This window comes from Pseudomonas sp. KK4 (assembly GCF_001984065.1).
GTDB lineage: Bacteria > Pseudomonadota > Gammaproteobacteria > Pseudomonadales > Pseudomonadaceae > Aquipseudomonas.
In genome coordinates, this window is sequence record NZ_LYVP01000138.1 from 1 (window position 1) to 12,190 (window position 12,190).

The following is a 12,190-nucleotide window of genomic DNA, read 5'->3' on the forward strand; positions in this document are numbered from 1 at the left end:
GCCCTGCGCTGGGCAGTGGCCGGTTCGGTGATCGTGATGATCGCCGCCGGTGGTCTGTTCTATTACGCCTCGAAACTGGCTGCGGCCAAGCGCCTGGCCAACCATGACGAAATGTTGGTGACCATCGAGTCCCATCGCTGCGCACCCGACACCCTGACCGTACCCGCCGGCCACGCCAGTTTCCGCATCGTCAACCGTTCGGACCGGGCCGTCGAATGGGAAATCCTCGACGGCGTACTGGTGATCGAAGAGCGGGAAAACATCGCCCCGGGGCTGAGCCAAGTGATCAACGCCAACCTGCTGCCCGGCGACTACAGCATCACCTGCGGCCTGTTGAGCAACCCGCGCGGCACGCTGCACGTCACCCCGACCGCCGCGTCCGATGCCGCCGCCAAGGCCAGGCCGTCGATGGTGGCGTTTGTCGGGCCGCTGTCAGAGTTTCGCGTTTACCTGAGCAGTCAGGGCACCGCGCTGATCAAAGCGGTCAGTGCACTGGACCAAGCCATCGCAGGCGGCGACCTGAGCCGGGCCCAGGCCTTGTACCTGCCGGCCCGCGCCGCTTATCAACGCATCGCCCCGGCGGCGCAACGCCTGGCGCAACTGGACAATGCCATCAACGCCCGCGCCGATTACTTCGAGAAGCGCGAGCAGGATCCGGCGTTCGTCGGTTTCCACCGCCTGGAATACGCGTTGTTCCAGCAACGCGACCTCGATGGCCTGGCACCGGTCGCCCAGCGCCTGCTCACGGACGTCACCACCCTCAAGCAACAACTGCTGGCGCAAACCCTGCCGCCGGAACAACTGGTGAGCATCGTGGTGCGCAACCTCAACACCCTGGGCGATGTGCGCGCCGCAAGCGGTGAAGAGGAACGCTACAGCCACAGCGACCTGAACGGCTTCGCCGGCAACCTCGATGCCGCGCGCAAGGTGGTCGAGCTGCTGCGACCGCTGCTGAGCACATCTGCTGCCGACCTGCTGCCGACCCTCGACAACGCCCTTGCCACCTTCGATGCCCAACTCAATGGCCTCAAGGTCGACGGCACCTACGCCAGCTACGACAGCGTCAGCACCGAGCAGCGCCAGCAGATCGCCGACAAGGCCAAGGCGCTGGCCAACGCCCTCGACGCCATCGATCCCGCCCTTGGCCTGTCCGGCCTGTAACGCAGAAGACGAATTCAGATGAACGATTCAAAGCCAGTCAACCTCCCGCGACGCCAGGTACTGATGGGCATCGGCGCCGCCGGCGTGGCCCTGAGCTGCCCGGCCATGGCGGCCAGCCCCGCGCAGGTCACCGAAGCACCCAGCAGCGAGCGCACCGAAGACCGTCACGATTTCTACGGCCAGCACCAGAGCGGCATCGTCACCCCGCGCCCGGCGTCGGGCATGCTGGTGGCGTTCGACGTTTTGGCCAGTGACCGCGAAGACCTGGAGCGACTGTTCCGTACCCTCAACCAGCGCATCGCGTTTTTGATGAAGGGCGGCCCGGTGCCCCAGGTCGACCCGAAACTGCCGCCGGTGGATTCGGGGATTCTCGGCCCGGTGGTCATCCCGGACAACCTGACCATCACCGTGTCGGTGGGCGAATCGCTGTTCGACGAGCGTTTCGGCCTGGCCCCCGCCAAGCCCAAGCGGCTGGTGCGCATGGTCGGTTTCCCCAACGATGCCCTGGAAGCGGACTGCTGCCACGGCGACCTGAGCCTGCAGTTCTGCGCCAACACCGCCGACACCAACATCCACGCCTTGCGCGACATTGTGAAAAACCTCCCGGACCTGTTGCTGGTGCGCTGGAAGCAGGAAGGCAGCGTACCGCCCCAGGCCCCGGCCAAACCCGGTATACCGGCGCAGAGTGCGCGCAACTTCCTCGGTTTTCGCGACGGCTCGGCCAACCCCGATTCCAACGACGGCAAGGCCATGGACCGCATCGTCTGGGTCCAACCCGGCAGCGATGAGCCGGCCTGGGCGGCGGGCGGCAGTTATCAGGCGGTGCGGGTCATCCGCAACTTCGTCGAGCGCTGGGACCGCACGCCTCTGCAGGAACAGGAGAGCATCCTCGGCCGGATCAAAACCAGCGGCGCGCCCATGGGCGGTCGCCACGAAACCGAAGTGCCGGACTACGCCAAGGACCCCGAAGGCAAGCTGACCCGGCTCGACGCGCACATCCGCCTGGCCAACCCGCGCACTGCCGCGACCCAGGCCAACCTGATCCTGCGCCGCCCGTTCAACTATTCCAACGGTGTGAACAGGAACGGCCAACTGGACATGGGCCTGTTGTTCATCTGTTACCAGGCCGACCTGGAAAAAGGCTTCATTGCCGTGCAGACGAGACTCAACGGCGAACCGCTGGAGGAATACCTCAAGCCCGTCGGCGGCGGCTACTTCTTCACCCTGCCCGGTGTCGCCGGCACTCAGGACTTCATCGGTCGCTCATTGCTCGATGCCACAAAAAACACCTGATCACTCCAACTCGGAAACGTCCCATGAAAAAGTCGCCCCTCGCGTTACTGTTGACCTTTGGTTTGCTCAATACCCCGTTTTCAGCTTTCGCGGCCACGGCGCCGCTGGACCTGGTGCAGCCGGTCTCCGACTACAAGATCTACGTCACCGAGCAACTGGACGAACTGGCCAGCCACACCCGGCAGTTCACCGATGCGGTAAAAAAAGGCGACCTGGCAACCGCGAAAAAGCTCTATGCGCCAACTCGCGTCTACTACGAGTCGATCGAGCCGATCGCCGAGCTGTTCAGTGACCTGGATGCGTCCATCGACTCCCGGGTCGATGACCACGAAAAAGGCGTGAAGGCCGAAGACTTCACCGGTTTCCACCGTATCGAGTACTCGCTGTTCGCGCAAAACAGCACCAAGGGCCTGGATGAATTGGCGGACGGCCTGGACAAGGACGTCACGGACCTGCAAACCCGCGTCGCCGGCCTGACCTTCCCGCCGGAAAAAGTCGTCGGCGGCGCGGCGGCACTGCTGGAAGAAGTGGCGGCCACCAAGATCTCTGGCGAGGAAGATCGCTACAGCCACACCGACCTCTATGATTTCCAGGGCAACATCGACGGGGCGAAGAAAATCGTCGACCTGTTCCGTGCGCAGATCCAGAAGCAGGACGCGGCGTTCATCGCCAAGGTCGACAAGAACTTCGCCACGGTGAACAAGATCCTGGCCAAGTACAAAACCGCCGACGGGGGTTTCGAGACCTACGACAACGTGAAGGAAAACGATCGCAAGGCCCTGGTCGGGCCGGTCAATACCCTGGCGGAAGACCTGTCGACATTGCGCGGCAAGCTGGGCTTGAATTAAGCCCGGCCATGCAGGAGCTGGCGGGGGCTGCGGCCCTTTGATCCTGTTTTCTGACAATCAAAGGATCGCAGCGCCGTTTCATTCGACGGCCCCTATACACCCCCTACAATTTAACGGCCTGGACCTTTGAATGATCCAATGCGCGGCCGATAGGGTCGCCGTTGTCATCGAGGGCGTACCATTTGTTGCCCAACTGAATCACCGCGGTATTGGTGCCGTTCCATCTCCCCATGGTCGAGCTGACTGAGCGAGGCAATCGGGAAGCCCCTGCACCCGCCATGCCGCCAAAGAAGCCCCGCAGCCGATCCACGCAGGTCTGCAAATGACTGGTTCCGGACTCAGTCAAGGCGAAGACGCCACTGGTCAAAACCCTGCGCAACGAACCTACCGCCCTGCCCCCCGAGGCAATCAGGTCCGGTAACCCATCGAGCGGGTTGACCAGCGAGACAATCGTGGTGCCTGTGATTTTGATGGCTTCAAAGGCCTTGGTCGTGATGGGACCGACAAAACTCAATGCCTGGGGAATCCTGGTCGCTGCACCTGCCAGCGTGCTCAGGGCTGAAATGAGGTCGGTAAAACAACCGAAGGCGCCGTTGATGAAGCGCATTCGATCACCGGATTGCAGGTCGGCCGTACACCCCACGAAAGGTATGAGTTGTATCAGGAAATCTTTCACCTTGCCCCAGTAGGCGCGGTTTTCCTCCGCGGTTGTTTGCCCTTTCGCTTGTTTGAACAAAAAGTCCCGCTCTCCCTGCAAGTAGTTTGCGTTGATGATGCGATTGACGATGATCGCCGTTTTGATTGAGTCATAGCTGTCGGGGACCGCATCCGCTTGCCTGCGCCCCCCAGTCGTTGCCGCCAGGGTGCTACCCAACTGTTCGATAATCAGTTTGTTCGATGAAGTGCCGGCTACCGGTGCAGAGCCTTGGGAATACGCCGAAAAATCGAAGGGCAATGCAGTGCCTCGTCGTACCTCCACGTTGACGGTGCCGCCTTTGCTGACTCTGGCCTTTTCCGTTTTTATCTGACCATCAAGCGGTAAATCCTTCGGCAAGTCCTTGCGTTCGTTGATTAACATCCGGCCCGGAAATACTTCGAAATATCTGATGTCCTCCCCAAGCTCACAACGCAACAGCGTTCCGTGGCGACCACGTAAAGCAGCCTTCATTTTGTCCGTTTCATCTTCTTTGGGCTTGCCGGTTTCTTCACGCAAGGTAAACAGTGTCACTTCACCCTGCTCAAGGGACTGGCGAGCATCCTGTGGCAAAGCCGCTATCAAGGATTTTGTGCTGACGACGAAAGCGGTCTTTCGCGCATTGAAAACACTGTCGACCGACGATGTGAGCAGAACGTCCAGTACCGGCAACGCATGCACGGCTCGGGTGAACAACTTTTCGTTTATCGGTGCGCTGACGACCTTCCACTCCAATGTGAACAAGTCCCCATCCATGTAAGCCTCGACCAGGTCTTTTTCCACGGTCCTGACAGGCTTGAACTTATCCAGCGGTTCATAGACCTCGGCCTTGATTCTTATCTCTTGCACAGCTTCTTTGGTGATGAGCGGGAATATTCTGTCCAGTTCCCTGATCGCGATCTCCCTTCGCGTCACCAATGGTCTTTTGAACCCTTCGATCGCCTGGTTGAGATCGGCCCGTTGCGAGGCGAACCGGGTTGCCGCGAGCGAATAATCCGCTGACGAATAGGAAGCGTCAGTGCGTTGCCCGACAACCCCGTTCATCACCGCCCAGGTCAGTAAAATATCCGCGGCAGCCGTCTTGAACAGCAGCTGTTGCTCTGGCGTGGCGGGATCAAGCAGCGCCAGCGACAACAACTGCTCGGTGTTCATGGCTCGCGAGCATCCGGGGTTCTGAATCTCGGCGATCGCCGTTCCCAGGCGCAATGTCATCCAGCCTGCCGTACCGATCTGGATACCTTTGTCAGGATCCTGGATCAGGAATTCGGGGCCCGCGTCTGCCAGGAACAGATGCGCAACCAGCGGCGCCGCCAAGGCACTGACACCCTTGTTGTCGATCAGGTGCTGTTCGACCTCCGCCCGCACGTCGGTCAGATTGCGGCCCAGGTTTTTTGGCTGGTAGATGTCATACCCGGCCACAGTGCCTGGCCTGCCAGGCGCGTCCGTGTCCACGGCGAGTTTGATTGCGGCCATCAACAGCTTCTGATTGTGTTCGGGAACAGCCGTTTGCCCGGCTCCATACCAGTTCAGTGCATTGATCAACGTTTGCCCCCAGGTGTGCGCCTGGTGCTTCGCGAACATTTTTCCCAGCAACTCATCGGCGTGACTGCGTCGCCACTCAACGGACGTGTCGGCCAGCAAATCAGCCGCCAATGCGTCAACCATCGAACTGCGAACGCTGAAAACCTCTTTTTCCAGATGAATGATTTTGCTGCGATCGTCAGGCGTCAGGCTGATGGGTGACTGAGCATCCGCCAGCAAATCAGCGCTGCAGTCACCCAAAGGTGGCGCGCTCGGCAACCTTGTACTGAGCCAGCGCACAACGTTACGGACCTCCCCCACTGTTTTGGGCGAGCCGAACCCTCGGTAGTCAATCACCTGCTGCAAGTCGATGGACAAGGTCGAGTACAACGTATTCCCCGTTTCCTTGACGGCGTTCAAAAGATCGGCAAAGGGAACCTGCAATGTACTTTCAGCGTTGACCGTCGCCGTCAAGTCGTGCCATTGCTGCGAAATCTGGACCTCAATCCTGTTAGCGCTGATCCTCACCGGCGAGTCGGTGCAATCGACATCCAGGCGCTTACACATTTCGAGCATCTTCGGCAACTTCACAAAGCGGCTCAAAACTTCAAGGTTTTTCGAACACTTGTCCGCCAGGGGTGAACCATTGGCGCTTCGTGTGTAGCGCCCGGATAACGATATGGGCGCGTTGTCATCCAGGTTTTCCGTCGCCTTATTCAGTTCATGTATCAGTTGGTCCCGTGCCTTGCTCTCGGCAATCATCTGTGTGACTGACTCACACTCGTCATGGACCGCTGCTTTTTTATCGGAGGGGATCACGGGCCATCCCTCCTTTTTCAGCGTCGAAGCCAACGTGCCCGCCTGCTTGCTGTCGGTTGGCGGCACGACCGAATAGAAAAAGAGGATCACGGCACACGAAATCAGGTTCCGGTCGTCATCCACGAACGGCAGTCCGAAATTGCCAGGATCGAGCACTTGCCGCGCGGCGAGGACGTGCGCAGACACTTGCCCCCACCCCGAGGTGTCCCATCGGTAAAAGGTCTGGGTGGTGCTGACACCGTCGCGGACCACTGTTCCTGAAACAAAGTCCTGATGAATGCTCAAGGTTTCGAGCACAAGGCCCTTGGATTCGAACCAGGCCAGTACGGCAGGATCATTCAAGGTCTGTTGGTAAAGCGCCAGCGGCCGGTTCATCGCACTGTCCCTGGGGACAGACAGCGGCATGTCCCGGTGGCCCGCATCCAATCGTTCCAGTACACGGGTTTGCAGGTTCTGGTCAGCCTGCTGAGCGATCTGTTCCTCCGTCAAGGCCTCCAGAACCCATTGCGCGCTGTCATCGGCAGGCCGCTGAAGGTCGGAGTTGGGGGGGATATCCACCGTCTCGACGTAGGGTTCGCCATCCACATCAACGACCATTGTGGAAATTTGCAGACGGGCGTAGTGATCACGGGCGCTGAAAATGCGCTCGTCGACCAACTCGGCATAGGTCAGATCCGGTTGTGATGGAACCGGTTGCGATAACAGATGATTGATATCCGGTATCAAGTCTGGCTGGGCCTCATCCTGGGCCTCGAGCCGCGCTACGAAAGGCTGCACGTTCGGCATGTCCCTCAGGGCATGTCGCAAATCATCGACGATGAGTCGATGCAGTGCGGGATCTGCCTTCACGGCTGAGTGCGAATCTGGGTCGGGTGACGCGTCGCCGAACCACAGGCGGTGAAACTCGCTCACGGCTGCGTAGGCCGCAACCAGGCCTACGGTAGCAGCGGAACGCGGATGCTCTTTGGCTGCGCCCCACACGGCCGCCCCCATTGGCCCCAGATACCCCCATGCCGAACCCAGCCAGCTTTTCAGGTCGTCGGCCAGTGATTGCAGGACGTTCATGTCGCTGCTGTCGCCTGCCGCGTCCGAGCGCTCAGTGGTTTCGGCATAGAGGCTGTCGGTAGCGTCGTATCCAGACATGGGTATCGGCCGGAATGGACTGCGCACGGACACGCCCATGATCCGTTGGATAAACGCTTCAAGCGCCGGACGAGGGTCCAGGGCCTCGACCGGCTGCCAACCGGTCAAGGTGTGGGTCAGCGTCGTCAACAGGGCATCGGCGTCACCCGCCAGCTTCTGCAGGTGTTCGCTTGTCGTCTGTTGCGGTACCGCTGGCGTGGGCGGGTATGGCGCTCGAAGTCCGGCCTGCAGACCGCGGTCCATTGCCGGCCCAGGCACTTTGCCAAGATCGTCAACGGCTTTGGCCACCTTCAGAAACCTTCGCAACAACCCGCCCTGGTGCAGATCAGGCGCACGGGTATCGACGAAATCGTAGCGTTCGGACTTGCGCTCGATCTCCTCCAGAACAGCCAGCAAGGGAAATCCGCGATCCGCAGACAGGGGCAACTTGAATGCGAAATCCACCGTTTCCTCAACGTTGCTCACCGTGGTCAACACCGGATCGGATTTTTCTAAAAGACATCGCTGCAGTCCGGCAATCCTGTCCTTGTAATTCTGTGGCACCTGATCGTCACAGATGACCCGCCAACACGTGCTCAACAGATACTGTGCGGTGTCGGGCGACGGCCTCGAATATTTGACATCTTCCAGATCCATCGCCGGCAGGTAGCGCGCCTGCTCCTCCAACCTGCGTTCCACCCGGTCGTTCATCCATGTCGGGCCTTCGTCGATAAGCTCCCGGAAACATTGCCATTGAGCATCCGTCAGCAACTGGCCGCTGGCAATCTTCTGGTCGCGTTGCAGGCGTGATTCGCTGAGTTGGGTTTGGATGAAACCGGCGACCGTTCGACTGTCGGTATTTGCGGGAAACCTCAGTCCTTCGCCCAGTGCGTCCGCCCATTGGTTTGGCGGTAAATGGCAGACAACGTCGATGATCTCGCGCAGTCGCTGATCCGTCAGGCCCGCTTTGGGTTCAATGGCCAGGTGCATGGCTTGGATCATGACGGGCTTCAGATTCGCGACCTTGTCTTCGGGCAAGAGGCCACTCTTGATTACGTCCAATACCTCCCGCTCCGTCAGCGTCTCGGTGGTCAGGTGCTCATAACAAAGACCCCAGGTTTCGCTGAAGGACGCCAGGTCGACGATGCGATCGCCATCGCGTTTTTCCCGCGCGTAATACAGCGGCATCTGTAGGGATTTGACGGTCGAGGCCGAGAAGGCTGCGTCGAGTTGGATGAAATCATTGCGCGGCTTGAGGGCTTGCCCACTGTTTGCGGTGCTCGACACCTGCCTGGCCAACCGAGTCGGGTTCGCCGCTTTGGGCATTGAATGGGATGAAGGGATCGAGCCGGTGGCGTTGGTGCGCAAGGCTGGGATGGTCAAGATCGAAATTCCGTTCAGGTGTGCGTCAGGCGAACCTAATCGGCGCCACTGAAAGGAACTATAAGAAAGCGCTCAGGCCATTGCCCCTGTAGGAGCGAGCTCGCTCGCGATGGTCGCTAACGATGACACGGGGCATTTGGATACCTGCGTCGTCTGGACGTCCATCGCGAGCAAGCTCGCTCCTACAGTTGAAGGCCTGACGTCACAAAATGCGGTAGAGCAACCGCTCGATGCGCACGCGGCTGACGCGCTTGAGGAACTTGGCAACGCCCGCCGGGTAGTCCGGAAGGGTTTCCAGGTCCTGATAACGCTCGATGCGCGTGGTGTGCTGGAAAATCTCCGCCAGTTCCTTCTTGCGCGGTTCCAGCAACTCGCTCTTGGGGTCATCGAGCAGCAAGGCGTTTTCCAGGTCGAGGCGGAACGCCCGCGGGTTGAGGTTGTTGCCGGTCAGCAGGGTGTAGCGCTTGTCGACCCACATGCCCTTGAGGTGGTAGGTGTTGTCGCCCTCCTTCCACAGGTGCAGGTTCAACTGGCCGCTGTCGATGTTGCGCTGGTGACGCTTGGCGAAGCGGCGCAGGCTGATCTCGTACAGATACGGCAGCGCCGCGATGACTTTGAACGGCTCGCTTGGCGGTATGTAGAAGTCGTTGGCCGTCTTGTCGCCGACCACGATATCGACCTTCACCCCACGGGCCAGCGCCCGGTTGATTTCCCGGGTCACGGCCAGTGGCAAATTGAAGTAAGGCGTACAGATGGTCAGTTGATGCTGGGCACTGGCGATCAACTCGCCGATTACCCGGCTCAACGGATTGTTCTTGCCCACGCCCAGCAACGGGCTCACCGACAGGCCCGTCTTGTCCGTGGTGCCCTGGGTGGTGTCGTAGGCTGCATGTTTGAGGCGGCTGCGCAGGTCGCCGATGTCATTGCGCAGGCTACGGGTGGTCGGCAGGTTCGGCAGGTCGAGGCGATGCACTGCCTTGGACGCCACCAGGCCGTGCTGAACCAGGTGCTGCATGGAGTCGGCCAGGGTACGGTCCTGCAACAGGTGATAGCGGTCGTAACGGTACTTGTCGAATTTGTGCAGGTAGACGTTGTTCAGGCTCGCGCCGCTGTAGATCACGCAGTCATCGATGATGAAGCCCTTCAAGTGCAGTACGCCGAACAGCTCGCGGGTCTGCACCGGCACGCCATACACCGGCACTTCGCTGGCGTGGGTGCGGGTCATTTCCTGATACCAGGCCGAGTTGCCCGGTTGCTTGCCGGCACCGATCAGGCCGCGCTGGGCGCGCAGCCAGTCGACCACCACCACCACGTCCAATTGCGGACGCGCCAGTTTGGCGGCATGCAGGGCATCGAGAATTTCCTGGCCGGCCTCGTCCTGTTGCAGGTACAGCGCGACGATATAGATGCGCTGGGTGGCATTGGCGATTTTTTCCAGCAGGCAACGACGGAACTCGGCAGCGCCAGAGAGAATGGTGACGGCATCGGCGGTCAGCGGGAAGCTGCGCAGTTTTGGCAGCAGGGAGCGTTTGAAAAGCAACGGCATAGGGCTCGCAATCGGGTCGAATCCAGAGAGCTGGTGAGCTTACACCATGGATGGGTTTGGGTCTTGTCGGTGTCTGTACTGCCCTCATCGCCAGCAGGCGGGCTCCCACAGGGGAATGCATTTCAAATGTGGGAGCCAGCCTGCTGGCGATGGCTGTTCAAGCGACAGGAAAAGAATTTATTGACTATGGAGAACGATCGTTCTACTGTAGCCACATGAACGAAATCACTGATAATCAAACACGCGACATCATTCTGGATGTCACCGAAAAGTTGATCTACAAAAGTGGCATCGCCGCCACCGGCATGGATCTTCTGGTGAAAACCGCCGGCGTCTCCAGAAAGAGCATCTACCGCTACTTCGCCAACAAGGAGGCGCTCACCCTGGCTGCCCTGCAACGCCGGGACGTGCGCTGGATGCACTGGTTCACCACCGCGGTCGGGCAAGCCGAAACACCTGCCGACCGCCTGCTCAACCTGTTCACCGTGCTCAAGTCCTGGTTCGACGCCGAAGGCTTTCGCGGCTGCGCGTTCATCAACACCAGCGGCGAAACCGGCGATCCGCAAGACCCGGTCCGGCTGATTGCCAAAGACCACAAACAGAAGCTGCTCGACTACCTGTGCGAGCTTTGCACCGAACATGGCACCGACGATCCGCAGACGCTGGCCAAACAGCTGCTGATCCTGATCGAAGGGGCCATCACCGTGGCGCTTGTCATGGGTGATCACAGTGCCGCCGATAATGCGCAATGCATGGCGCGTAAGTTATTGGACCTGTAATAACTTCAACCAAGCCCGACAACTTGCTTCAAACCAACTTAAAATGGAGTGCTGAAATGTCCAACGCCGAAGTTCGTCCGCCATTGCCGCCTTTCACCCGTGAATCGGCCATCGAAAAAGTCCGCCTGGCCGAAGATGGCTGGAACTCCCGGGACGCCGAACGTGTGTCGCTGGCCTACACCCTGGACACCAAGTGGCGTAACCGCGCCGAGTTCGCGTCCAACCGCGAAGAAGCCAAAGGCTTCCTGACCCGCAAATGGGCCAAGGAACTGGATTATCGCCTGATCAAGGAACTGTGGGCCTTCACCGACAACCGCATCGCCGTGCGCTATGCCTATGAATGGCGCGACGATTCGGGTAACTGGTTCCGTTCCTACGGCAACGAAAACTGGGAGTTCGACGAGTACGGCCTGATGGCCCACCGTTTTGCCTGCATCAACGACATGCCGATCAAGGAAAGCGAACGCAAGTTCCATTGGCCGCTGGGCCGTCGTCCTGACGACCACCCAGGCCTGTCCGACCTGGGCTTGTAAACACCGATCCGTGGCAGCGGGCTTGCTCGCGAAAGCGGTGTATCAGTCGACACCTGTATTGACTGACACGCCGCCTTCGCGAGCAAGCCCGCTCCCACATGGGTACGCATTCCAACAGGCGGGCGTGCTCGCGAAGAGGCCAGACAAGTCGCCGCAACGTCTGGATCTAGGTAATATATCGGCCCTTCCCCGCAGCCCCCGTGCTGCACCCTGCCGATTAAGCCGATCTTCCATGCCTTTCGAACTCAGCGTTGACCTCACCACCCTGGCCATTCTGGCCCTTGTCGCTTTCATTGCCGGATTCATCGATGCCATCGCCGGCGGCGGCGGTCTGTTGACCACCCCGGCCCTGCTCACCGCCGGCCTGCCGCCGCACCTGGTGCTGGGCACCAACAAGCTCAGTTCGACCTTCGGTTCGGCCACCGCCAGTTTCACCTTCTACCGCCGCAAGCTGTTCCACCCACGGCAATGGATGCACGCCATCGTCGGCA

General features: G+C 60.0%; 8 protein-coding genes. 6 read left to right on the forward strand and 2 right to left on the reverse strand.

Annotation, left to right across the window (positions count from 1 at the left end; all coding sequences use genetic code 11):
- The 3 genes from efeO (B0W55_RS26110) to efeO (B0W55_RS26120) form a co-directional block, all read left to right on the forward strand.
- Positions 1-1,161: iron uptake system protein EfeO (gene efeO, locus B0W55_RS26110; protein WP_077048802.1), on the forward strand; the 1,161-nt coding region annotated here is incomplete at its 5' end.
- A gap of 18 nt (positions 1,162-1,179) precedes the next feature.
- Positions 1,180-2,454: an iron uptake transporter deferrochelatase/peroxidase subunit gene (efeB, locus tag B0W55_RS26115; RefSeq protein ID WP_077048803.1), complete on the forward strand. Its 1,275-nt coding sequence runs from the start codon at positions 1,180-1,182 to the stop codon at positions 2,452-2,454.
- Positions 2,455-2,477: 23 nt separating this feature from the next.
- Positions 2,478-3,302 carry an iron uptake system protein EfeO gene (efeO, locus tag B0W55_RS26120; RefSeq protein ID WP_077048804.1) on the forward strand — a complete coding sequence of 275 codons (825 nt, stop codon included), beginning with the start codon at positions 2,478-2,480 and terminating at the stop codon, positions 3,300-3,302.
- Positions 3,303-3,405: 103 nt separating this feature from the next.
- Here efeO (B0W55_RS26120) and B0W55_RS26125 read toward each other — a convergent pair whose 3' ends face one another.
- Both B0W55_RS26125 and pssA read right to left on the reverse strand, forming a co-directional pair.
- On the reverse strand, positions 3,406-8,841 hold the full coding sequence (locus B0W55_RS26125) for a hypothetical protein (protein WP_077048805.1): 5,436 nt from the start codon (positions 8,839-8,841) through the stop codon (positions 3,406-3,408).
- 202 nt (positions 8,842-9,043) lie between these two features.
- Positions 9,044-10,387, reverse strand: coding sequence for a CDP-diacylglycerol--serine O-phosphatidyltransferase (pssA, locus tag B0W55_RS26130; RefSeq protein WP_077048806.1), 1,344 nt, complete (start codon positions 10,385-10,387; stop codon positions 9,044-9,046).
- A gap of 215 nt (positions 10,388-10,602) precedes the next feature.
- Between pssA and B0W55_RS26135 the strand changes: the two genes are divergently transcribed.
- The 3 genes from B0W55_RS26135 to B0W55_RS26145 form a co-directional block, all read left to right on the forward strand.
- Entirely contained in the window at positions 10,603-11,166 is a 564-nt protein-coding gene (locus B0W55_RS26135) for a TetR/AcrR family transcriptional regulator (protein WP_077048807.1), read from the forward strand.
- 56 nt (positions 11,167-11,222) lie between these two features.
- Positions 11,223-11,699: a nuclear transport factor 2 family protein gene (locus B0W55_RS26140; protein WP_077048808.1), complete on the forward strand. Its 477-nt coding sequence runs from the start codon at positions 11,223-11,225 to the stop codon at positions 11,697-11,699.
- A gap of 232 nt (positions 11,700-11,931) precedes the next feature.
- The coding region (locus B0W55_RS26145; RefSeq protein ID WP_175645569.1) for a TSUP family transporter at positions 11,932-12,190 on the forward strand (259 nt) is incomplete at its 3' end.